Here is a 22,954-nt window from a genome sequence, read left to right on the forward strand (position 1 = left end):
AAGAAGACTTAACCCGCTTTCGACTCAGCTTGCTGAGTTGACCAGTCTGCCAATGTTTCAGGGCTGACTGGGTTCGGGATTGGATCAAGGAATACAGGCACTGGACGCTCTGCTTCATCGTTATAACTGGTGGTAAACAGGCGGACACGGTTCAAACAAATTTTGGTGTACGTTGGCCGTAACATGGCAAATTTTTCAGCACGTTCAGCCAGCTCTGGATGTTGTTGGTTAAACGCAACAATGGTGTTGGAAATGGTCTGCCAGAAATCAAGTTCGGTGTATTCAGGGTAATCTTGCAAGAACACATTACAGATATAGCGGTAATGCACCATGAACAGACCCGTGAAAATGAAATGGCTTAAATCGGTAGCCTCATGGCGTAATAACAGATCACCTTCGGTTGGCAATTGAGCCAGTTCAGGAAAATCTTCATCCACTAAATTAATGTCATCAATAAAGTCTTTTAAGACCAATGCTTTCGGCACGCCATTTTCATGCACCAACATGGTATTTTCGCCATGTGGTGAAAATGCCAATCCATAGCGATATAGACAAAGTAATAAGGGACTTAAGCAAACTTGGGCAAATTGCGCCAACCATGTCAAAGGACTTAGACCTGATGCTTGAATCAGTACGCTCAGGATCGATTGACCTGAAATATCTCGGTGTAATAAAGCTGCTTGAGAGAGGACTTGCTGAGATGGATCAACATAGCGATCGACACTTTCACGCCATAAACAGCCAAATAACTCTTTAAATTGATAAGGTGCGCCGTCAATTCGGTCAAAACATGGCTGGTGAATGGTTAAGGTCGCCACTTCACCCAAGAAAATCACACCAGTCTTCTGTAGGTCTTGATCTTGATGATGGATCTGTTTTAACCATCCTGTCACAGCTGGGGCTGCAAGATTCCGCTTGGAAGGTAATCCACGATAAACAGCGGTATTGAAAATACTCACTGGCAGCTTAATGTAATGACGTTGTAAGTTTGATGTATTGCATAATGTACGAATCGACTGCATTGGCACATAGCTATCTTGGCTAATATTCAGCTCAATGATTTTCTGATCAACGATCTCATTGGCGTAGGTTGGGACCAGCCATTGATGCCATTGCCAAGCATGTACAGGAATCAAAAAGTAATTTTGCGGATCTAAATTCTTTTCTTTCAAAATTTGGATGAACTGTTGCAGCTCATTGGCATCAAACTCATGCTGATATAAACCACAGGCATCCCATTGTTCAGTGCTGCGATACTCTGCTAAATCACGATGCACCGCCAACCAGAGTACTTTCACTTCCGGTGAAAGTTCAGGTGCCGATGTCAGATAATCATCATAACCAAAGCCCATGCGTCCCTTACTCATAATCAGCCAAGGATGGCCTCGTAACATGCCTTCAACTTTATAATGCTCTTCAGTTAGCACCGCGGTGCTTGGTAGGCGTGCTTCATTAAATAGATGTGCTTCTGCCAACCAAGTATTATTCATTTCCTTAATCAAATAGGCTTTGGTGAAAGGCTTTACATTGGAACTGTCGGCCATTGCGACAATAAACTCATGTAAATTCCAAGCGGGATGATCACTCTGCTGACCAGTCGTTACATCACGTACCGAGCCTTCCTGAATATTCCAATGCCCTAACAAATATTGATGGCCTTGAAACTCATACTGACGATTACCTAGATCTAACTGATAATGTCCTGCTGATAAGGCTTTCACTTCAATAATTTCTTCATATAAAAACTCTGCAATCGCCATTTCAATGAGACGCTGCCCAGCAGCACGCCATTGCTGCTGATTAATTTTTAAAGTTGCAAAGTTCATATCAATTTCTCATAAGTTGAATGTACAGAAGCACACTGTCCCCGTGTATTTGCACAGTGACTGTTTGAATGTGCTGTAATTGTGCTCTGTTCTGTTTTCTTTAAAATGGGATGGTTTTGATCGACCTTTTTGTCAGGAAAATCTACTTCTGGAGCTGCGTTGTCATCAGCCATTTGGATTTTAGGATTTTGACTAATTTCAAAATGCTGGAAGGTCTGTGCCTGCTGACCAAGATCATAAACTTGGCTTTCAGCCAATTGGTTAATAATTGTGGATGCACGATAAGCACCAAGACCTAAGTCTGGCGTGCCAACACCATGACTATGCATTTCTTGATTCTGGACAAAGATATGGCCATTCAGACGATGTACGATTCGGTAATCTGCGGTAATTTGCCAACGCTGTTTATGGTCAAATTCGATATAAGGTTTCAGCAACTGCATAAATCCAAAATCAGGGCTAAAGTAACCCGTTGCCGCAACGAGGAAATCACAATCAAGATGGAAGGTCTGTGCCATCGCGCGGTGTTGGAAATGCAGTCGGATTTTTTGTGTATCCAACACTTCTGCATCTTTCAGATCACATTGGCTATGTAAATGTGTCTGTAAGCTTTTTCCTGCAATACTGCGGTGATACAGTTTTTGATAGATTTCACGGATAGTTTTTGCACTAATCCCTTTATATAACAGTGCTTGTTGCTGTAACTGCTGTTGTTTTTGTTGCGCTGGCAAATCATAAAAATGCTGCGCATAGTCTGGGCTAAAGTACTCCAACCCTAATGGCGCATACTCCATCGGGAAGAAACCTTGCGAACGGGTCAACCAGTGCAGATCAAACTGATGATTCGCTTCATCTTGTTGTTGATCAAACAAATCAATAAAGACTTCTGCAGCAGATTGTCCAGAGCCTAATACGACCACATCCCCATGCAAATCCGCATCAGCGTGCGTCATATATTGAGCGGAATGGAGACATTGTTGCGGCCGTTGTTGCTGAACTTTTGCCAAGCATTCAGGTAGATAAGGAACATTTCCACTGCCAATCACCAAATGACGGCATAAATAACTGTGCTGAACGCCTTCTGATTCTACAACCACCTTAAAACCAATGGTTTGAGGTTCGATCTCCAGAACGCGAGATTGATATTCGATACAATCCAGTTGCTCTGCCGCCCATTGGCAATAGTGGTTATATTCACGGCGTGGAATATGGGGTTGTTCTAAAAAGTAAAATTTATATAAACGCTGCTGATGACGCAGATAATTCAAAAAGCTGAATGGGCTGGTTGGATCAACCATCGATACCAAATCAGCCATAAACGGAACCTGCAATACAGTATTCGGTAATTGCATTCCTGCGTGCCAGTCAAACTGCGGTTTCTGCTCGAAAAATACATAATTCAAAGAGCTTTTATTTTGTAGCAGACTAGCCAGACTTAAATTAAATGGCCCTAGGCCAATTCCAATAAAATCAAGCATAACTGACATCCTTCTGTGAAATACGCAGCGGATTTGGCAGTTGTACATAGACCGATTGGTTTTCGACAGGTGCGATGAGCTCATCTAACTCATGCAAGCGTGTCAGTAAATTGCCTTTATACGGTAAAGTCGAATTGAACAGTAATCCCTGTAACAAGGTACTGTCAGGATATTGCTGTAATTGCTCTTGTAAGAAAGCTGTGAGATGTTCCAGTAATTCATCTTCAGTGATATAGCCTGTAGCGCCAATCGCATTGATAATCCCAAACAAGGTATTGCCAAAGAAATAGTAGCTAAAACGTTCATCGACAAAATCTTTCGGGCCCACTGCAAAGGCTTTTTCTTTCAGTTCAGGCAATGCTTGCAAAATTTCAGTTGCAAATTCTTCGATATAGTAAAAACCTTGGTTATCACGTAGCCATAAGGTTTTAGGAAAGTGATCTTCCAACTCTAACAATACATTCTGCTGGTGTGATTCAAATGCCATGCCATAGCGATGATATACATACATCAGCGGTTGCAAACTCACTTCAAGGAAACGATTAAACCAATCTAAAGCGATTTCTGAAAAATCGGTTTCAGGATGTGTTTTGGCAATTTTTGCGAATAAAGCATTAAAACGGTTTAAAGGTTTATCTGGATGATCCTGACATAAGGATGCGATACACGTGACTTGCTGTTGCGGATGAAATGGCTGATCACGGAAAATACAAATACTTTCATTTACCACTTCATCATCAATTTTTAATGCAATCCATGCAGGGTCATTCACTGCTTTTAAACTTGGACACTGCTTTAAGATATTTTGACCAAACTCGCTATGCCAAAGACGATGAGTCAGTTCACCACGATGGCATTCTTTGGCTAAATTGACGCGAATAGAATTAGTAATCATCACTGAAAGTGACGGCTTCACCATCCACGGTGCATTAAAACTCGCCAGCGTTCGGATTGAAGTGGTTGGAGAGAATTGCCAGCCACGTAAACCTAAATCAATGAGTTGTCCTGTTTGTTTCAGTCGCTCAAACCACGGTTTACTTTGTAAATAACGAGCTTGCCATGGATGTAGTGGAAGCAGCTTATATTCGGTATGGGTTTTTAGCAGGTTAAGATCATTTTCAGACAGATACCACTGCAACGCCGTTTTTAATTGCGCTGAAATGCTGTCATCAGTGGCGCTGCCTTCGGAAATATAATCTTGGTGCACCAGCCAATAATGCAGTTGAGTCTTGCCTTTATGCTCAGGTGAAAACTTTAACCAATCTTCATGCACAAAACCGGTTCTACTTTTCGGTGCTGGGTGCATGCTATGCCCTAGAATCAGTGCTTGTTCTGTTTCAATAAAGCTTTGACCCGCTTTGACAAGGTCATCGAAATCAGCTTCGCGTTGCTGCAAAAACTGTTCTAGTGCATCACGGCTTTGAATCCACTTCTCCAACAAAGAAGCGGCATCCAATGGTACAGAAGATTCAAAAACCAGTTCTTCAAGCAATAACCCGACGATTGCAACTGAACTGAATGTCTTAACTTGTCCATGCATCGTAATTTGAGGAAGATCTGCTACACGGTGTCGCCCGACTCGACTGACATAAGATAAAGGAAAATTACAGTGTGCTTGAATAGAGTGAATAGGAATGGATAACAGCGTCAAACCTTGGCTAAACGCTCGTTGTTGTGGACTTTGCTGACTGTTATCTAGCAAGTGACCTTTGCCAGTTTCTTGCGTATATGCGTTGACGAAATGTTGCATCGCCAACCGATTGGCAAGTGATTGCATCTGACGGTTTCCTCTTTCAAGAGAGTTAATTTGTTTTTCGAAATGTTTTAGGCCTGAAACATGTCTTAATCACAAGGGAGTTTATGATTAAGATTGAGCTAATGATAATTATTATCATTTATAATTTCAATTCACTTAACGAACTTGAGAGACCACTATTTAAGTGGTTGAATTATAATTTTTTATAGATAATTTTTGAGCAAAAAACAGACAAAAAGATAATAATAATTCTCATTAAATAAAATGATAATTTTTGTATTGGCAATAGTTTTTATAGATCTAAATTTATATATAAATAACAATAACTTAAAAAATACATTGTCTAAAACATTTATTTTATTCGTCTAAAAGATCAAAAAAAACTGCACCAAGCAATGTTGCTAAAGCTTGCGGATCCAGACCAATGTCTAGCCCCCTTTTACCACCGCTGACATAGATTTTATCGAACGATTTGGCTGTTGCATCAATAACGGTTTTCAAGCGTTTCTTTTGCCCAAGCGGGCTAATTCCGCCAACCAGATAGCCTGTTAAACGCTCTGCATCTTTAGGGTTTGCCATTTGTAGTTTTTTACATCCGACTGCCGTCGCCACTTTTTTTAGATTGAGTTGATGGTTCACAGGCAAAATCGCAATAAAATAATTTTTTTCGTCAGTCACCATCAATGTTTTGAAAACTTCTTCTACCTTTAAGTTAAGCTTTTCTGCAGCCTCTAACCCGAAGCTTTTTGCATTAGCATCATGTTCATATTCATGAATAGAAAATGGTATTTTATTTTTTTCCAATAGCTTACAAGCAGGTGTCATAACGATTCAGTTTTTTTGTTTAAGGTTTGCAGTTATATAAGTGTAGCATTTTTAAATAGCGGATTAAATTTGCTTAGGCTATTTTTGATATCAATCTCTGCTTGATAAATGTGCTAGCAACCTCATATATTGGCTAACGGTGAAATAAACAGGCTCAATGGTTCTATGAGTTATAAACATAATAATTTGATGGCAATGCGCCAAAATTATTGGGATGATGAATCATCCAGCACAGTACAGGCGGAAAAACAATTTCTCAGAAAAATGCTCGTTGAAGAAGGCATTTTCAAAGATGCAACCTTAGACGATACCAAGTACTTTTTCTTTACGCTGCCCAGTATTATTATCGTTAAGGCTTATGCGGTTGGGTTTCATCATAGTCAAGTTAAACAGATGTTAGTGAAACATATTCATAACCACCGAGCAGCTTTAATGCAAAAGTCTTCCCTGAAGATTCAGTTTAAAATTTAGGACAAATGTATAGTAAAGACAAAGTAAATATGAAATATTTACTTAGGCTATTCAAAAATAGATGCCCTATTGCACAAATTTAGACTGATAATTCAAGAGATTGAACTATTTTAATACGTTCAAAAGCTGTAATATTCGCTACAATTCAAGTCTCGGCTTTCAACCCTCCGATTTCAGCATAGGATTTTTCTTTCATGTCAGATCAGAACGATAAGCTTAAGAATCTAAAAACCTCATCGGTGGATCGTCGCTTATCTATTGCAAAAGCTTCTTTACTTGCTGGAACACGTTGGGCAACTGCAAGTGCAACTTCCCTCTTTTCAAGTGAGGAAGAAAAAGAGAAGAAACGTAAAAAAGCCATGGCTGAGCAAGCACATTATTTAGTTTCTGAAATTGGCAAACTCAAAGGTTCAATCGTTAAGATCGGACAAATGATGGCGTTGTATGGTGAACATTTCTTACCTGAAGAAATCACGCAAGCTTTAAATACCCTCAACAACCAGACCGTTGCCTTAGCTTGGCCTGCGATCAAAGCACACTTACAAGATCAACTGGGCTCAAAACTTGATGAGCTTACGATTGATCATGAGCCGATTGGAACAGCATCACTTGCTCAAGTCCATCGAGCTACCCGTAAGTCAGATGGTTTAGAGTTGGTACTTAAAATTCAGTATCCAGGTGTCGCTGAAGCGATTGATTCTGACATGAATCTGTTCAAGAACATGCTGAAACTGACACGGATGGTGCCGCAAACCCGTGAGTTTGATCAGTGGTTCGATGAAGTCCGTGAGATGATGCATCGCGAAGTCGATTATGGCATTGAAGCGGCAACAACTCGTCGCTTTGCTGAACGCTTGAAAGATGATTCTCGTTATGTCGTCCCTCAAATTGTAGATGAGTTCTGTGCTGAAAAAGTACTGTGCATGACTTTTGAGCGTGGTGTCCCAGTCAATAGCCCCGTTATGCTTTCCTTACCTCAAGAACGTCGTAACCAGTTAGGTGAAGCCTCTTTAGAAATCGCGGTGCGTGAGCTATTTGAATGGGGTGAAATGCAAACCGATCCAAACTTTGGTAATTACTTAGTTCGTTTAGGTAATGGTAGTGATGTTAATGATAAAATCGTATTACTCGATTTTGGCGCCATTCGCCAATTTGATAACAATTTACTGACTGTTGCCCGTAATCTGATTCATGCAGGTTATGACCATGATAAAAATGCAATGGTCAAAGCCATGAGTGGTTATGAATTCTTTGATGGCATGCCAGACAGTGTTAAACCTGGCATGGCAGATGTATTCTTGATTGCAACAGAAGCATTTAGTTGCCCGAGCAACAATCCAGATATGCCCGCAGGCATTATGGATGATCAAGATCGCTATGACTGGAAAAAGAGCCAACTGCATAATCGTGTGATGCAACAGGCTGGTCAATCAATGGCTTCACGCTATTTCTCGGTTCCACCGAAAGAGTTTATGTTTATCAGCCGTAAATTCATTGGTGCTTATACCTTTATGACCGTGATTGATGCTAAAACCAATGTCCGTAAAATGATTCCACAGTTTGCTGAATAAATTACCAACTCAATATTTAAAAGGCCTGTCCAAGCCATTGGACAGGCCTTTTTTGTTTACCTTAGCAAGCCAATTTAAACATGTACTTCTTCAACCATGTTGTTAATTTCATAAGGTAAACCCACATAATTTTCTGCCAAAGTCGTCTTACCCGCAGTAGAGCCAAGAATATAACTCAGTTCAGCTTGTTTAATTTTATGATCAAACTCAGTTTCTGTTTCAAAACGATGCAACAAGTGTGTCATCCACCAAGAAAAACGTTCCGCTTTCCAAACCCGTTGCAGACATTTTTCTGAATATTCCTGAATACCTTGATCTGAGCCTTCCACATAATATTGAATCAATGCATTGGAAAGATAAGCAATATCCGAAGCTGCAAGATTCAGTCCTTTTGCCCCTGTTGGTGGGACAATATGCGCTGCATCGCCCGCTAAAAACAGCTTGCCGAATCGCATGGGCTCTGTCACAAAACTGCGTAGTGGTGCAATACTTTTTTCGATTGACGGCCCTGTCACCAACTTCTCTCGGCTTTCAGGGTCAAGACGACTTTTCAACTCTCCCCAAAATTTTTCATCTGACCAGTCCTCAGCACGATCATGGAGCGGCACTTGCAAGTAATAACGACTCCGTGTTTCTGAACGCATACTACATAAGGCAAAACCACGTTCTGACTGGACGTAAATCAATTCATCAGCAACAGGTGGCACATCGGCTAATACACCTAACCAGCCAAATGGATACACTTTCTCATAAGTCTTGATTTTATCCTGAGGCACACTGGCTCGACATATTCCATGATAGCCATCACAACCTGCAATAAAGTCAGATTCGATCTGGATGGTTTGACCTTGATATTCAAATTGTACCTTAGGTTTTTGATAAAAATCGCTAACCTGTACATTTTGAGCTTCATAAAAGGATCTAAGTTGTGCAGCGTCTCGGGCAGCCATCAAATCTTTGGTCACTTCGGTTTGACCATACACTGTGACCTGCTTTCCGCCCGTCAGTGCAGATAAATCTACTCGATGCTTTTGACCATTGGTCAATATCTCAATGCCTGAATGCGGCAATCCTTTCTCTTTTAAATGCTGATCAACACCGGCCTGTTGGAGTAAATCGACGGAGACTTGTTCCAAGATACCTGCTCGTATCCGTGAAGCGACATAATCCGCACTGCGCTGCTCCACGATAATATGCTCAATACCAGCTTGGTATAGGAGCTGTCCGAGTAACAATCCGGCTGGACCAGCACCAATAATTGCGACCTGTGTTGTTAAAATTTCCATGACATCTTCCTTGTGATCTCCTGTCTTTTAACTTACTGCTTTTAAGTTTTGTACACGATCTATCCAAGTCGAAAAGAACCGTTTATCATTTCATTTGTCCGAATAGCGGACAAAACATCATAAAAACAGGAATGGAAGTATGGTGAAGGTTGATGCTTTTTTAGAGCACCCCAATTCACATGAATGTATACGTCAGGAAGACTATATTGCAGGTTTAGCCAAAGGCCTGACCTTACTGGAAGCTTTTGGCTTTGATCGACAACGTTTGAATGTCACTCAAGTGGCTGAACGGACAGGGATCAGTCGCACAGCAGCACGGCGTTATCTTAAAACTTTGAAATACTTAGGCTATTTAGATACAGATGAACATTATTTCTGGCTCACCCACCGTGTATTACGGTTCTCAAGTTCCTACTTAAGCTCAGCCCATCTACCTAAAATTGCCCAATCCTTCCTGAATCTTTTATCTGCACAAACCACATTAACCTTTTCACTGGTGGTTCTAGATGATAGCGAGGTCGTCCCAATTGCCCGCAGCTATCTGCCTCAACAGGATAATCTCCGTGTCAGCCCTTATGGTATGCATTTGGGCAATCGCTTACCTGCACATGCAACCTCAACAGGCAAAGTATTATTAGCAGCGTTATCTGAACAAGCTCAACGGGATTGGGTAAAAACGTTTGCTTTAAGACGTTTAACCCCTTTTACAATAACCGACGAAATCAAGTTTTTTGAAATACTGAAAGCAATATCACAAGCAGATTACTGCCTATCCAGAGAAGAACACGAACTTGGTGTGATTGCGATTGCTGTGCCCGTGATCGATGCACAAGGAAAAGCGATTGCCGCTCTAAACTGCATGTCACAGACCAATCGTGTACAAGAGGATTATTTAGTCCAGCAAATTTTGCCGTTACTGCGTAATACCGCCAATGAACTACGCAATGTGATTTAAAGGGATTTGTCCCTAATACTTTAGAGACAAATCAGAAGAAATTTTCTCAATTGCTTAGAACGGATAATGGGGTGCTTGTGCCTGAATCGTCATCCATTGCCATTGGGTAAACTCATCCGCATTCGCAGGTCCACCAATCCGTGTGCCATTGCCTGAGGCTCCAAAGCCACCAAAGGGATTCACTGTTTCATCATTCACGGTTTGATCATTGATATGCAATAACCCGACATTCAGTTGTTGACCAAGCTGCATGCCACGGCCAACATTTGCGGTAATAATCCCAGCTGAAAGCCCATAATCTCCATCATTTGCAAGTTCAATAGCCTGTTCATCCGTGCTAAAAGGAATCAGAACAGCAATAGGACCGAAAATTTCCTCAGAAAAAATTGGATTGTCCTGTTTTACCTCAGCTAAAACCGTTGGCTCAAAAAACACACCATTGGCCTGTCCACCAACTTCCAGTTTTGCCCCATGCGCTATTGCTTCATTGACCAACTGCTCAACCCGTTGTGATTGCTTGGCATTAATCAAAGGGCCAATCGTGACATCTGCATTTAATGGATTGCCCACTACAAAATTTTTGACCTTTTCAATCACACGTTGTTTGACTTGCGGATAGATCTTTTCCTGAATCAGGATTTTTCCAGAAGTCATACAAATTTGACCTGAATGCAAAAAAGCCCCCCACGCGATATTTTCTGCTGCAAGCTCAATATCGGCGTCATCCAGAATAATCAGTGAGTTTTTGCCGCCTAACTCAAGCGATACTTTTTTCAGTGTTTTAGCCGCATTTGCACCCACAATACGCCCTACATGCGTTGAACCGGTAAATTGAATACTGGCAATATTTTTATCCAAGGTCAGTGCTTCACCGACTTCAGCACCACCTGGCAATACATGTAGCAGTCCTTGTGGTAAACCAGCCAATTCAAAAATACGGGCAATTGCATAACCGTTACAGACTGCAGTGCGTTCATCAGGTTTCAAGACTACCGCATTTCCAAGCGCTAAGGCTGGCGCAACCGCACGTAGCGCAAGATACAACGGAAAATTAAACGGTGAAATCACACCGACCACACCCAAAGGAACTCGCTTGGCCAAACTCAATTTACCTGCAGCTGTTGGCAGTAATGTGCCCTGATCGGTTGCGGGTAAAGCGATACAATGTTTGAGTACTTGAATAGCAATGTTCACTTCAAAACCAGCTTTCAACTGTAGCGAACCACTTTCTTTCACCAACCATTCAATAATTTCAGCCTGATGTTCAGTTAAAATCTGCACAGCACGCTCAAATACCGCCTGACGTTCTTGATAACTGAGCGCCCACCATTGCTTTTGTGCAATCTTGGCTTGCTGAGCCGCCTCGACCACATCGGATGCATCTGCATAACCAATCTGCCCTAAGGACTCACCTGTCGCAACTTCAACCACTTGATAACCGTTTTTGGCGGATTGCCATGTACCACGAAATAATTTTTGATCCCAAATTTCTTTTGTTAAAATAGACATCATTAACCTCGTTGTATTTCCTTAAATAAAGTATTCACTTTTAGTCCGATTTATATCCAAAAATGTAGTGAAAAATGCTTTCCTGTATTTTTCTGACTTAAAAAGTAGAAAAATTTACACTCCATCATCAACTAATATTTAAAAACAAACTGTTGCTTTTTGATGTCTTGTTATCACTGAGGTTTAAAACAAATTGATCAGCTTAAAGGTTCAATTTATGCTGTTGTTGGTTTAATCTGATGATCGGACTGAAAATCTTGATAGGTCTTACGTTCAGGTGAATTTTCCACTAAAGGCAGCACTTCTGTCATGCTGTTTAAGCAACGCTGCACCAAATGAATATATTCTTGCGTTCCTTTGATTTTCCATGCGCGTTCTTGTTCTGTTAAATCTCGCACAACTTTTGCAGGGCTTCCGATTGCCAGTACATTGGCAGGAATCACATCTTTGGTCTTGACCAAACTGTTTGCACCAATAATGGTATTTTCACTAATTTCAGCATAATCCAGAATCACACTATTCATGCCAATCAACACATTTTTACCAATACGGCATCCATGCAAAGTGGCAGCATGACCAATATGCCCCATTTCTTCAATCAGCGTTACACTTTGTGGAAAACCATGAATGATACAGTTGTCCTGTACATTGGCATTCTGCTTGATATGGATACGACCAAAATCCGCACGCAATGAGGCAAATGGCCCAATATAAACCCCAGCCTCAATGATCACATCACCAATTAAAACCGCAGTAGGGTGAACAAATGCACTGGGGTAAACCACAGGAATTACCCCATCAATGCTATAACAAGGCATGACTCAATCTCTCGTTACTCTGGGTTAAGCCGCCAAAACGACGCCAAAAATGCGCAGTCGCATTCGGCATTGGTCCTTCTGATGTTGCAGCGATAGACAAGAAATAGTCATCTGCCGCTTCAAAAACTTTCTTATAAATATTCATGGATAACGTGCGAGCATTGATTGCAGGCCAGTCTGCTGATAATAGTTCTAATGGTAATGCAGGATCTTTGAGTAAAATCCGACGATAATAATGAATCAGTAAGGTACGAATCTGAAAAGCTTGTATCGGTTCAATCGTTTCATCTTCCTGCATCAAGATCGCGCCAATTTCCCTAAACGTATCCAGAAATTGGAGATAGCGTTGACGCAGCTCATCAATCGGCCAATTAGTTTCTAACATACGGCTAATGGTGTCAGTTGAGTTATTAAACAACTGTAAGGTCTCGGCCTTAAACACTACCACCTGTTCACTCATATTGAGGTCAACCAACAACTTTTGTAGTTGCAGACGATTCGAACCTGGATACGCCATCAGATTGGTGGAAATATTGGCGAAGCCCAACCATTCCAGTTCTTTCTTTAAAAAAGCCTTATTGTCGGTGTCCAGACTCGACATCAGGATCAAATCCCAAGAATGATCCCATTCTTTCATTTGATCATTATAAATCCGCTGTTCTGCCTGTAAGTATTTTGAACGGCTGGCATCAGTAATACGATAGAAACTGGTTCTGCCAATTTTATCTGAACCGAGCCAATCACTTTTAACCAAGCGAAAAACTGAGGTTCGTACAGCACGATCATTAAAATCAAATAGTTCCAGTAATTGAATCAAACTGGCAAGGCTGATATTTCCGCCTCGATGCAGCACTGAATCACCAAAAATGGTCGAAATCAATGACGTACCACTTAAGGGTTCATTCTGAATAATTGAATCAATAATTTGCTGTAACTTTGCACTCATACGTTTATCTTGGCGTTTAGATTCAGGATATAGAGGATACTATACCCTGAATGGTCATAATGTTAAGCAATCTGACGCATATCAATGACACGTTTTGCTTTCCCTTCAGAACGTGGCAAGGTCAGTTCATTGACCACCTCCACCGTGACTGAGATCCCAATCATGGTTTTAATCCTTTGCATCAACTGCTGAGCCAGTTGCTGTGCCTGCTTGTCACAGTTATGGCACATTTCGGTACGGATATGCAAAGTATCCATATGGCCTTTCTTGGCCACCAGAATTTCATAATTCGGCACCAGACTTGGCACTTGTAAAATCTGTTCTTCAATTTGAGTCGGAAAAACATTAACACCACGAATGATCAGCATGTCATCACTACGGCCTACGATTTTATCCATACGGCGCATGGCAAGGTTTTGTCCAGCCAACAAACGGGTTAAATCGCGGGTGCGATAACGGATAATCGGCAAACCTTCTTTGGTAATGGTGGTAAAGACTAACTCACCCAATTCACCATCCTTACACACCTCACCTGTTTCAGGATTAATGATCTCAGGATAGAAGTGATCCTCCCAAATCGTCAGCCCTTCACCTTCATTCAGACATTGCATGGCAACACCTGGGCCCATAATCTCCGATAAGCCATAAATATCCAATGCTTTGATATTTAAACGCTCTTCAATCTCACGGCGTAACTCATTGGTCCAAGGTTCAGCGCCAAAAATACCAACCTTTAAAGAGGTATTACGCGCACTGCCATATTGCTGCTCCAGTTTTTCAATAATACTGACACAATACGATGGCGTGACCATAATTGCCGTCGGTTTAAAGTCCTGAATCAGTTGTACCTGTTTCTCAGTCTGACCACCAGACATCGGAATCACGGTTGCACCTAAGCGTTCAGCACCATAATGCGCGCCTAAACCACCAGTAAACAGACCATAACCATAGGCGACCTGAATCATATCTTTGGCGCTTAGACCTGCCATACGCAAGCAACGTGCCACAATGTCCGACCACGTATGAATATCTTTTTGGGTATAACCGACTACGGTTGGTTTACCTGTGGTTCCTGAAGAGGCATGCAAACGTACAATCTGCTCCTGTGGTACTGCGAACATACCAAAGGGATAGTTTTCTCTTAAATCCTGTTTAGTGGTAAAAGGAAATTTAGCCAGATCGTCCAGTGTTACGAAATCATCTGGATGCACACCAGCATCATCAAATTTTTTCTTATAGACAGGACTATTGGCGTAAACATTGGTCAATGTTTCTTTTAAACGTTTGGTTTGCAGCGCTCGTAACTCCGCAAGCGTCATTTTTTCTACATTTTCTGTGATGAGGCTATCCACTGCCGTCTCTCCTATGTCGTTATATTATTTGAACCGTTTCAATTGCTTTAAGCTAAATTTTCTAAGATCAGGGCGACACCTTGCCCGACACCGACACACATGGTGCACAGTGCATATTTTCCTTGGCGTCTTTTCAATTCTCTGGTTGCAGTCATCACCAAACGCGTGCCACTCATGCCCAGTGGATGACCCAATGCAATTGCACCACCATTCGGGTTGACTCGTGCATCATCATCCTTAAGGCCTAACTCGCGCATACAGGCCAATGATTGCGCAGCAAAAGCTTCGTTTAGCTCAATCACATCCATTTGCTCTAAACTGAGACCTGTTTGTTTCAACAATTTTTGCACCGCAGGCACTGGGCCAATGCCCATATATTTCGGTTCTACCCCAGCACTGGCAATCGCCACCACGCGCGCCAATGGTGTTAAACCATGTCTATCGGCAAACTGACGATTGGTGAGTAACACACAAGCCGAGCCATCATTGACACCTGATGCATTACCCGCAGTCACTGAACCACCTTCTTTACGGAATGGTGCTTTTAATTTCGCCAAGCTTTCCAGACTGGTCTCTGCTCTTGGATGCTCATCCTGTGAAAAGACAGTAATATTTCTTTTACGATCAGTCAGTTCGACGGGTAAAATTTCACCCTCAAAAAAGCCTGCTTGTTGTGCCGCTGCCACTTTTTGTTGGCTACGAATCGCAAACTCATCCTGATCCTGTCGACTAATCTGGTATTTCTCAGCCACATTCTCAGCTGTTTCAGGCATGCTGTCAGTGCCATAGTCTGCTTTCATCTTTTTATTGATGAAACGCCAACCGATGGTGGTATCAAATATTTCAGGGCTACGACCAAACGCTTCGGTTGGCTTGGCCTGTACAAAAGGTGCCCGACTCATCGACTCAACCCCACCCGCCAATACAAATTGTGATTCACCCGATTTAATTGAACGTGCTGCCAAACCGACCGCATCTAGCCCTGAAGCACAGAGGCGGTTGACCGTCATTGCAGGAACCGACTCAGGCAGGCCTGCCAACAAAGTCGCCATACGTGCGACATTGCGGTTATCTTCACCCGCCTGATTGGCACAGCCTAAAAACACTTCATCTAAATCCTGCCACGGTAAATGTGCATGCTTTTCTTTTAGATGTTTGATTGGCAATGCCGCAAGATCATCAGTGCGTACCGAGCTCAACGAGCCTGCATAACGTCCAATGGGGGTACGAATAAAATCACAAATTAAAACGTCTTCCATGATCGCTCCTGCTTATGCACATTCTGTTAAATTTTTTGAATAGTCAGCAATCACACTTTGCTGCTTTGCTACGTATTGCTTGAGATATAAACTTGCACGATATTTTTCTTCGCCGTAGATGGCATATAGATTAGTTAAAGTCTGCAACACATATTGCGCACCCAATTGCATCATCCATTGATACGGCCCTTTAGGATAATTGACGCCATAGCGCATGGCATTATCAATATCTTCCATACTTGCAACACCATGCAGACTGGCTTCACAGGCTTCATTAATCAGCAGAACAATAGTACGCAAGGTTAACAGTGCGGGATGATCGCTGATCCAAAGAACCTTGATCTGTTGTTGAGCAAAAAACGCTTCGATTTTTGCCAGATCATCGGCTTGGCAAAGATGATTATGGCTCAGTACTACGGCTTGCGCTTGCACGAAATCATGGTGCCAATCCATCAAGATGGTTTTTCGACTTAAATACTGTAAATTGGCAGATTCACCCTGACTTAAACGTAGATCAATATCATCAATTTGAATAATATTTTCATTGCTTGTTAAAGCACGACTTAAGCCTAGACGTTCTAATAAATGCGGACATTGAGCCCATGTACCTTTGACTTGAACATCAGCATGAAAGGATTGAGTAACAATGGTTTGAGGATAAAAAGTCGCATACTGATTTTTTTCATCGTAGTGATAGAAACCTTGTTTTGACTTACGGCCCCACGTACCAGCATCAACTAACTCTTTCTGAATCAAACTTGGGCGATAGCGTGGCTCATAAAAGAACGCTTCATACACACTTTGAGTCACGGAAAAATTTACATCTTGCCCAATCAGATCGGTTAATTCACACGGCCCCATCGCAAAGCCACCGCATTGTTTTAAGGCATAATCCAGTTGGTCATAGGTCGTCACTTGCTCTTGCAGTGCACGAAACGCTTCTGCATAAAATGGACGAGCAATCCGATTAACAATAAAACCTGGTGTCGATTTGGTCAGTACTGGGATTTTATGCCAAGCCAGCATCAAACTTTTTAAAGACTGACATAGGTCGATTGGCGTTTTTAAACCTTGCACAATTTCGACCAATTTCATCACAGGGGCAGGATTAAAGAAATGTAAGCCTACCACGCGTTCAGGATGTGAAACCCCTGCTGCAATCGCAGTGACCGAAATTGAAGAGGTATTGCTGGCAAAAATAGTGTGATCACGACAAATCCCTGCAAGCTGTTGAAACAAAGCCTGCTTCACTTCGAGTTTCTCGACCACCGCCTCTATCACCAACTCAACATCTGCTAAATCTTCTATACGATCAGCAATGGTCAAACGTGAAAGTGCTTGCTGTGCCTGTTCAGCTGTTATCTTGCCTTTTTCAACCAGTTTGACAAAGGTCTGACGTAACCCTTCAACAGCCTGCTTGGTCTTTTCATGATCAAGATCATAGAGAATGGTAGAATGACCGTGTATGACTGCCAACTGAGCAATGCCAATTCCCATGGTTCCAGAACCGATGACAGCAATACGGGCATGAGACAAATCCAGATTATTCATGCTTAACGCCCCTGAAAGTTTGGCTCACGCTTATTCATAAAGGCTTGGACGCCTTCACGATAATCTTCCGAACGCCCAGCAATACGCTGAAAATCTCGTTCTAAATGCATCTGTTCATCAAAACTATGATTAGTGGATTGATGAATGGCCTTTTTAATCAGTGACAGACCAAAAGTAGGTTGTTTGGCTAAACGTTCTGCCAGTTCAGTGACCTTGCTTTTCAATTCGCCATCTTCAGCCACATCCCAAATCATGCCCCATTCTTTCGCTGTTTCAGCAGGCAATTTATCACCGAGTAAAGTAAGCCCCATAGCACGCGCATGGCCCACAGCACGTGGCAAGAACCAAGTCCCACCTGAGTCAGGTACCAGACCTAAACGACAGAAGGCCTGTACAAAGTTGGCAGATTTTGCTGCAATCACCAGATCACAGGCCAAGGCAATATTGGCACCTGCCCCTGCTGCTACACCATTCACCGCACAAATCACGGGTTTCGGCATATTCACAATGGTTCTAATCAACGGGTTATAGTAAGTTTCAATCGAGTAACCTAAATCAGGCGCCGCAGCATTTGGATCAACCACACGGTCACCCAAGTCTTGCCCTGCGCAGAAACCACGGCCTTCGCCACTGATCACGATGCAGCGAACCTCTTGTTTCTTACTCCATAGATTCAGAACCTCAGCGACCTCACGGTGCATCTCCACATTGAAACTATTCAATGCTTGGGGACGATTAAAGGTTAAATAACCCACCGCATTTTTTTCTTCCACGATAATATTTTTATAGTCCATCACTCACCTCTAAACACTGGTTTTCTTTTTTCAAAAAATGCATTAATGCCTTCATTTCGATCTTTGGTTGCTGCCAACCAAACAAAATTTTGCCGTTCGGATTTCAGTCCCTGACTTAATGTAGTCTCATGAATACTTTTGATTGATTGTTTGATCACTCGAATCGCTAAGGGCGCTTGTTTGGCAATTTTGCTTGCCAGTTGAATGGCATATTCCACCGTGAGTACAGTCGGCACCACTTCACTACAGATGCCATGCTGATGTGCTTGTTTAGCTGAGATCATTTCACCAGTCATTGCCCAGCGCATGGTGAGTTGCTGCCCCACTAAGCGCGCAAGACGTTGGGTACCACCCGCACCAGGTAACATGCCTAGACCAATTTCGGGCAAGGCAAATTTGGCATTGTCTCCACAAATCACCATGTCTGAATGCAACACCAGCTCAAAGCCTGCACCCAAGGCATAACCATTTACTGCGGCTATGATAGGTTTGGTAAAACTGTCGATCTTCTGCCATAACTTTGGACGAATATCGAGCTGTAAAGCCACTGCATCCATCTGCGCCAATTCAGTTAGGTCTGCACCTGCAGCAAAGCAATTGTTATTGCCTGTTAGAATAACTACTTTCACTTGAGGATCCTGTTCAGCTTGTTCCAGCAGATCACACAGATGTCGTAAAGTTTCATTATTCAAGGCATTGCGTTTTTCTGGACGGTTTAAGCTGAGCAGCATGACCCCAGCTATTGGTGTTTCAACCTGAATCAAGGTTTGCATGACTATCTCACCTCTACTCATCAAAGCTCAAACGTACATTTGCGCCTTTCGGTAATGTCTGGCAGCTCAGCACATAGCCTTTTTCCACTTCATCATCTTCAAGGCTATAGTTCAGGAACATATCCACTTCACCTGAAAGCACCTTGCAGCGACAGGTGGCACAAACACCACCTTTACAGGCATAAGGCAAATCCGCGCCTGCACGTAAAGCAGCATCAAGGATACTTTCGTCCTCTTGCCCTACAGCAACAATCAACTCTCGCCCATCCAACACAATGTTGACTTTTTCTTGCTTGCGATTGGCATTGGCTTCCGCTGGACGTTTGCGCACCTGTCCGGTGTTAAAACGCTCGGTATGGATCTTATCTTTCGTCACACCATACATAGGAAAAAGGCGTTCAACGGTGTCCATCATTTCATCTGGACCACAGGCAAAGACATGGTCAAAGTTTGGTTCTAACACTTCATGTTCAAATAACTGTTTGAGCTTGTTCTCATCGATACGACCATTCAACAACTCACTGTCATTGAACTCCCGTGAAAAAATATTGATCAGTTGAAAACGCTCTTTAAACTGGTCTTTTAAATCCATAATCTGCTCGGCAAACATGGTCTGTTTCCACGAACGATTGCCATACAACAAGGTGAAATTTGCCGATGCTTGCTCAAACAGCACCTGTTTGATGATGGAAAGAATTGGGGTAATACCACTACCTGCAGCAATACCCAAGTAGGATTGACCACCTGTGCGTGCTGCCTTCTGAAAAAACACCCCTTGTGGCGGCATCACTTCCAGTACATCACCCACTTTTAAATGCTCATTGGCCCAATGGGAAAATTGCCCCTGCTCAATCTTTTTGACTGCAATGCTGATATCTTCTTTTGGCGCATAGCTACAGATGGAATAGCAACGGCGAATTTCCCCTGCTTCGGTTAAATGACGAATGGTCAAATGCTGGCCCGGCTGAAATTGAAACTGTTGCTGCTGTTCAGGTACCAGATCAAAGGCAATGCAAATCGCCTGATCGGTCTGTGGTGTAATTGTTTTTACTTTTAATGGAATAAATTGGCTCATGGCTGATTTCCTTATCCAAGACTTTAAATACATTTAAAATAATCAAAGGGTTCAAGGCAGTCCTGACATTTGTACAGTGCTTTGCAAGCGGTCGAACTAAACTCGGTTAACAATCGGGTTTTTCGGCTCTTGCAGTGTGGACAAACCACGCCATCACTGAGATGCACATGTGTTCCGCATTGCTGAGCAGTCCCTTCTGGTGGTGCAATACCATAAGCTTGCAGCTTCTGCTTACCTGCATCCGACATCCAGTCCGTGGTCCAAGCTTCTGATAAATCAATCATGACTTTTGCAGGGGTCAAGTCTTCTGCCGCCAAGGCTTCGACTATCTGTGCTTTTAATAAGTCAGTGGCTGGACAACCACTATAGGTTGGGGTCAATCGAACAATAATTTCTTGCTGTTCATTCAACTCCACACCACGAATCATACCCAGATCCACAACGGACAATACCGGAATTTCTGGATCACTGACTTTCTGTAGTACATCCCAGCATTGGTCAATACAATGGCGAATCATTTGCATGGCTACACTCCTTGTGTTACCAAGTCATCTCAGGATAACTGCGTTGAATGGATTGCATTTCAGCCAACAAATATCCTAAGTGTTCGGTATGCAAACCTTGTTTAGCCCCACGACGGTAAGCACCATTTTCAGGAATCGTTAATTCAAAACGCTTCAATTCCGCTACAACGGTTTGCTCCCACAGCACTTTTTCAGTAGAAAAATCAGCAATGATGCCTTGCTCAACCAACGTCTGTTCTTCGGTCGTCAACTCGAACAGTTCGGCACTAAAGCGCCACAAGCTATCTAATGCCTGTTGCACACGTTGATGCGCTTCTGCTGTACTCAGGCTTAAACGCTCCATCCAGCTGGTAGAGAAACGAATATGGTACTTGGCTTCTTTTAAAGATTTCACCGCCAATGCAGCGACTTCTGGCATTGAGGATTGAGTTAAAGCGGTTAATAACAACACATGGTAATGATCCATCAACCACTGGCGTACGATGGTCTGTGCAAAATCACCATTCGGTTGTTCACATAGCAATAAATTAAAAAACTCACGTTCATTACGGAAATAAGCCAATTGGTCTTCATCACGTTTTTCAGCTTCGTATTGACCTGCCAAGGTCAAAAAATTTCGGGATTGTCCCAGTAAATCCAGACCGATATTGGCCAAAGCAATATCAATTTCCAACTCTGGCGCATGACCACACCATTCAGCCAAACGTTGCGCCAATACCAGTTGGCTATCACCGATATGTAATAAAAATTTAGATAAAGCGATATTGTTCATTTGCATCCTCCCTTACATGTGCTCAATGCCATCAGCGATGTGATAAAAGGTGGGATGACGATAAACTTTGTCCAGTGCAGGTTCAAAAAACTCTGCTTTTTCATCTGGCTGTGAGGATTTAATCAATTCTGAACGAACCACCCAAATACTGATACCTTCATTGCGGCGGGTATAGACATCACGCGCATGCTGCAATGCAATCTCATCATCTGGGGCTCTTAGACTGCCGACATGACGATGGCTTAAACCTTGTTTACTGCGCACAAACACTTCATAGAGCGACCAATTGTTGTTATTTTCCATTTCGATATCCTCAAATTTTCCCTAAATCTTGTTTAAGCAACTTTGCCCACTTGGTTTTGCTGCTTTTTGGCATAAATCACGGCCGCATCTCGCACCCACTTGCCATTTTCCCAAGCCTTACGGCGTGCTTCTATCCGTTCATGATTACAAGGGCCACGACCTGCAATCACTTCATTGAACTCTTGCCAATCAATCTCGCCATAGCTGTAATGACCTGTTTCTTTATTCCACTGCAAATCAGTATCCGGCACCGTTAGACCGAGCTGTAATACTTGTGGCACAGTGTTATCGACAAATTTTTGACGTAACTCATCATTACTAAAGCGCTTGATTCCCCATGCCATGCTTTGCGCACTATTAGGAGAGTGATCATCACTTGGGCCAAACATCATCAATGCAGGCCACCAGAAACGATTCACCGCATCTTGTGCCATTTGTTTTTGTTCTGGTGAACCCTCCGCCAATGCCATCATGGCTTCAAAACCCTGACGCTGATGGAAACTTTCTTCTTTGCAAATCCGTACCATGGCACGTGCATAAGGACCATAAGAGGTACGGCATAAGGCCACCTGATTCACAATTGCAGCACCATCAACCAACCAACCAATTGCCGCGACATCGGCCCAACTGATGGTTGGATAATTAAAGATGGAGGAATATTTCATTTTTCCATCAATCAATTTTTCCATCATCTCATCACGATCTGCACCCAAGGTTTCTGCGGCACTATAAAGATAAAGACCATGCCCTGCCTCATCCTGAACTTTTGCCAATAACACGGCTTTACGTTTCAACGTCGGTGCACGGGTAATCCAGTTGCCTTCTGGGAGCATACCGACAATTTCTGAATGACCGTGTTGCCCAATCTGACGAATCAAAGTTTTGCGATACGCCTCAGGCATTTCATCTTTGGCTTCAATGGTGATGTCATTGACAATATTGTGCTCAAATTTCTGATACTTATTTTCCATTTGTAGATTCCCTTGAGAATTCCATCCATGAATCTATTTTTCGATACATAAAAAGCAAAGTCAATTAATATTTTTGTATCAAATTAAGATTGACCACAAAATCAGAAACAAAATATTGTTATTCCTATATTTATTTAAA

Annotated in this window: 21 protein-coding genes; 3 read left to right on the plus strand and 18 right to left on the minus strand. The window is 42.5% G+C overall.

The annotated features are described in order from the left end of the window. Nucleotides 1-8: 8 nt before the first annotated feature. From F907_RS07095 to ybaK, 4 genes are all read right to left on the minus strand, one after another. Nucleotides 9-1,826, minus strand: a complete 1,818-nt coding sequence (locus F907_RS07095) for an IucA/IucC family protein (RefSeq protein ID WP_016652487.1) — start codon at nt 1,824-1,826, stop codon at nt 9-11. Next, the gene (locus F907_RS07090) at nt 1,823-3,304 is read right to left on the minus strand and encodes a lysine N(6)-hydroxylase/L-ornithine N(5)-oxygenase family protein (RefSeq protein WP_016652488.1); all 1,482 of its coding nucleotides are present in this window, start codon (nt 3,302-3,304) and stop codon (nt 1,823-1,825) included. The genes F907_RS07095 and F907_RS07090 overlap by 4 nt, the downstream gene beginning before the upstream one ends. Beyond that, complete coding sequence (locus F907_RS07085; protein ID WP_016652489.1) at nt 3,297-5,081, minus strand: IucA/IucC family protein; 1,785 nt, start codon at nt 5,079-5,081, stop codon at nt 3,297-3,299. Before F907_RS07085 ends, F907_RS07090 begins: the two co-directional genes overlap by 8 nt. 336 nt (nt 5,082-5,417) lie before the next feature. Then, the gene (ybaK, locus tag F907_RS07080; RefSeq protein ID WP_016652490.1) at nt 5,418-5,885 is read right to left on the minus strand and encodes a Cys-tRNA(Pro) deacylase; all 468 of its coding nucleotides are present in this window, start codon (nt 5,883-5,885) and stop codon (nt 5,418-5,420) included. Nucleotides 5,886-6,050: 165 nt separating this feature from the next. Between ybaK and F907_RS07075 the strand changes: the two genes are divergently transcribed. After that, a complete protein-coding gene (locus tag F907_RS07075) occupies nt 6,051-6,356 on the plus strand; it encodes a hypothetical protein (RefSeq protein ID WP_005270683.1) in 306 nt (101 codons plus the stop codon). Between the two features lie 194 nt (nt 6,357-6,550). Next, the gene (locus F907_RS07070) at nt 6,551-7,927 is read left to right on the plus strand and encodes an ABC1 kinase family protein (RefSeq protein WP_016652491.1); all 1,377 of its coding nucleotides are present in this window, start codon (nt 6,551-6,553) and stop codon (nt 7,925-7,927) included. A gap of 74 nt (nt 7,928-8,001) precedes the next feature. On the opposite strand, the gene pobA is transcribed toward F907_RS07070, so the two are convergent. Continuing rightward, the gene (pobA, locus tag F907_RS07065) at nt 8,002-9,213 is read right to left on the minus strand and encodes a 4-hydroxybenzoate 3-monooxygenase (protein WP_016652492.1); all 1,212 of its coding nucleotides are present in this window, start codon (nt 9,211-9,213) and stop codon (nt 8,002-8,004) included. Nucleotides 9,214-9,352: 139 nt separating this feature from the next. On the opposite strand from pobA, the gene pobR reads away from it, so the two are divergent. Next, nucleotides 9,353-10,168, plus strand: coding sequence for an IclR family transcriptional regulator PobR (pobR, locus tag F907_RS07060; protein WP_016652493.1), 816 nt, complete (start codon nt 9,353-9,355; stop codon nt 10,166-10,168). 54 nt (nt 10,169-10,222) lie between these two features. Here pobR and F907_RS07055 read toward each other — a convergent pair whose 3' ends face one another. The 13 genes from F907_RS07055 to paaA all read right to left on the minus strand — a co-directional run bounded on the left by F907_RS07055 (nt 10,223) and on the right by paaA (nt 22,815). Further along, a complete protein-coding gene (locus F907_RS07055) occupies nt 10,223-11,677 on the minus strand; it encodes a benzaldehyde dehydrogenase (protein WP_016652494.1) in 1,455 nt (484 codons plus the stop codon). A gap of 215 nt (nt 11,678-11,892) precedes the next feature. Continuing rightward, the gene (locus F907_RS07050; RefSeq protein ID WP_016652495.1) at nt 11,893-12,495 is read right to left on the minus strand and encodes a carnitine operon protein CaiE; all 603 of its coding nucleotides are present in this window, start codon (nt 12,493-12,495) and stop codon (nt 11,893-11,895) included. After that, a complete protein-coding gene (gene paaX, locus F907_RS07045; protein ID WP_016652496.1) occupies nt 12,482-13,441 on the minus strand; it encodes a phenylacetic acid degradation operon negative regulatory protein PaaX in 960 nt (319 codons plus the stop codon). The genes F907_RS07050 and paaX overlap by 14 nt, the downstream gene beginning before the upstream one ends. Nucleotides 13,442-13,503: 62 nt before the next feature. After that, on the minus strand, nt 13,504-14,793 hold the full coding sequence (paaK, locus tag F907_RS07040; protein ID WP_016652497.1) for a phenylacetate--CoA ligase PaaK: 1,290 nt from the start codon (nt 14,791-14,793) through the stop codon (nt 13,504-13,506). A 47-nt stretch (nt 14,794-14,840) separates the two neighbouring features. Further along, nucleotides 14,841-16,052 carry a 3-oxoadipyl-CoA thiolase gene (gene pcaF, locus F907_RS07035; protein ID WP_016652498.1) on the minus strand — a complete coding sequence of 404 codons (1,212 nt, stop codon included), beginning with the start codon at nt 16,050-16,052 and terminating at the stop codon, nt 14,841-14,843. Between the two features lie 12 nt (nt 16,053-16,064). Continuing rightward, nucleotides 16,065-17,603 (minus strand): 3-hydroxyacyl-CoA dehydrogenase, encoded by a 1,539-nt coding sequence (locus F907_RS07030; RefSeq protein ID WP_016652499.1) that lies wholly within the window; start codon nt 17,601-17,603, stop codon nt 16,065-16,067. A gap of 2 nt (nt 17,604-17,605) precedes the next feature. Further along, nucleotides 17,606-18,397, minus strand: coding sequence for a 2-(1,2-epoxy-1,2-dihydrophenyl)acetyl-CoA isomerase PaaG (gene paaG / locus F907_RS07025; protein ID WP_016652500.1), 792 nt, complete (start codon nt 18,395-18,397; stop codon nt 17,606-17,608). Further along, nucleotides 18,397-19,170, minus strand: coding sequence for an enoyl-CoA hydratase-related protein (locus F907_RS07020; RefSeq protein ID WP_016652501.1), 774 nt, complete (start codon nt 19,168-19,170; stop codon nt 18,397-18,399). The genes paaG and F907_RS07020 overlap by 1 nt, the downstream gene beginning before the upstream one ends. A gap of 13 nt (nt 19,171-19,183) precedes the next feature. Beyond that, nucleotides 19,184-20,245: a 2Fe-2S iron-sulfur cluster-binding protein gene (locus F907_RS07015; protein ID WP_016652502.1), complete on the minus strand. Its 1,062-nt coding sequence runs from the start codon at nt 20,243-20,245 to the stop codon at nt 19,184-19,186. Between the two features lie 23 nt (nt 20,246-20,268). Beyond that, entirely contained in the window at nt 20,269-20,769 is a 501-nt protein-coding gene (gene paaD, locus F907_RS07010) for a 1,2-phenylacetyl-CoA epoxidase subunit PaaD (protein WP_005270722.1), read from the minus strand. Nucleotides 20,770-20,785: 16 nt separating this feature from the next. After that, nucleotides 20,786-21,541 (minus strand): 1,2-phenylacetyl-CoA epoxidase subunit PaaC, encoded by a 756-nt coding sequence (gene paaC / locus F907_RS07005; RefSeq protein WP_016652503.1) that lies wholly within the window; start codon nt 21,539-21,541, stop codon nt 20,786-20,788. A gap of 12 nt (nt 21,542-21,553) precedes the next feature. After that, complete coding sequence (paaB, locus tag F907_RS07000; RefSeq protein ID WP_016652504.1) at nt 21,554-21,844, minus strand: 1,2-phenylacetyl-CoA epoxidase subunit PaaB; 291 nt, start codon at nt 21,842-21,844, stop codon at nt 21,554-21,556. 32 nt (nt 21,845-21,876) lie between these two features. After that, complete coding sequence (paaA, locus tag F907_RS06995; RefSeq protein ID WP_016652505.1) at nt 21,877-22,815, minus strand: 1,2-phenylacetyl-CoA epoxidase subunit PaaA; 939 nt, start codon at nt 22,813-22,815, stop codon at nt 21,877-21,879. Nucleotides 22,816-22,954 lie beyond the last annotated feature (139 nt).

This window comes from Acinetobacter colistiniresistens, from assembly GCF_000413935.1.
Taxonomy (GTDB): Bacteria; Pseudomonadota; Gammaproteobacteria; order Pseudomonadales; family Moraxellaceae; genus Acinetobacter; species Acinetobacter colistiniresistens.

Bases quoted from the DNA above. Each gene is read 5' to 3' on its own strand.
- F907_RS07050 (WP_016652495.1), bottom strand. From the start codon at position 12,495: ATGCCTTGTTATAGCATTGATGGGGTAATTCCTGTGGTTTACCCCAGT.
- paaX (WP_016652496.1), bottom strand. From the start codon at position 13,441: ATGAGTGCAAAGTTACAGCAAATTATTGATTCAATTATTCAGAATGAA.
- ybaK (WP_016652490.1), bottom strand. From the start codon at position 5,885: ATGACACCTGCTTGTAAGCTATTGGAAAAAAATAAAATACCATTTTCT.
- F907_RS07090 (WP_016652488.1), bottom strand. From the start codon at position 3,304: ATGCTTGATTTTATTGGAATTGGCCTAGGGCCATTTAATTTAAGTCTG.
- F907_RS07070 (WP_016652491.1), top strand. From the start codon at position 6,551: ATGTCAGATCAGAACGATAAGCTTAAGAATCTAAAAACCTCATCGGTG.
- paaC (WP_016652503.1), bottom strand. From the start codon at position 21,541: ATGAACAATATCGCTTTATCTAAATTTTTATTACATATCGGTGATAGC.
- F907_RS07020 (WP_016652501.1), bottom strand. From the start codon at position 19,170: ATGCAAACCTTGATTCAGGTTGAAACACCAATAGCTGGGGTCATGCTG.
- pcaF (WP_016652498.1), bottom strand. From the start codon at position 16,052: ATGGAAGACGTTTTAATTTGTGATTTTATTCGTACCCCCATTGGACGT.
- paaA (WP_016652505.1), bottom strand. From the start codon at position 22,815: ATGGAAAATAAGTATCAGAAATTTGAGCACAATATTGTCAATGACATC.
- paaD (WP_005270722.1), bottom strand. From the start codon at position 20,769: ATGCAAATGATTCGCCATTGTATTGACCAATGCTGGGATGTACTACAG.
- F907_RS07085 (WP_016652489.1), bottom strand. From the start codon at position 5,081: ATGCAATCACTTGCCAATCGGTTGGCGATGCAACATTTCGTCAACGCA.
- paaB (WP_016652504.1), bottom strand. From the start codon at position 21,844: ATGGAAAATAACAACAATTGGTCGCTCTATGAAGTGTTTGTGCGCAGT.
- pobA (WP_016652492.1), bottom strand. From the start codon at position 9,213: ATGGAAATTTTAACAACACAGGTCGCAATTATTGGTGCTGGTCCAGCC.
- F907_RS07075 (WP_005270683.1), top strand. From the start codon at position 6,051: ATGAGTTATAAACATAATAATTTGATGGCAATGCGCCAAAATTATTGG.
- F907_RS07095 (WP_016652487.1), bottom strand. From the start codon at position 1,826: ATGAACTTTGCAACTTTAAAAATTAATCAGCAGCAATGGCGTGCTGCT.
- pobR (WP_016652493.1), top strand. From the start codon at position 9,353: ATGGTGAAGGTTGATGCTTTTTTAGAGCACCCCAATTCACATGAATGT.
- F907_RS07055 (WP_016652494.1), bottom strand. From the start codon at position 11,677: ATGTCTATTTTAACAAAAGAAATTTGGGATCAAAAATTATTTCGTGGT.
- paaG (WP_016652500.1), bottom strand. From the start codon at position 18,397: ATGGACTATAAAAATATTATCGTGGAAGAAAAAAATGCGGTGGGTTAT.
- F907_RS07015 (WP_016652502.1), bottom strand. From the start codon at position 20,245: ATGAGCCAATTTATTCCATTAAAAGTAAAAACAATTACACCACAGACC.
- F907_RS07030 (WP_016652499.1), bottom strand. From the start codon at position 17,603: ATGAATAATCTGGATTTGTCTCATGCCCGTATTGCTGTCATCGGTTCT.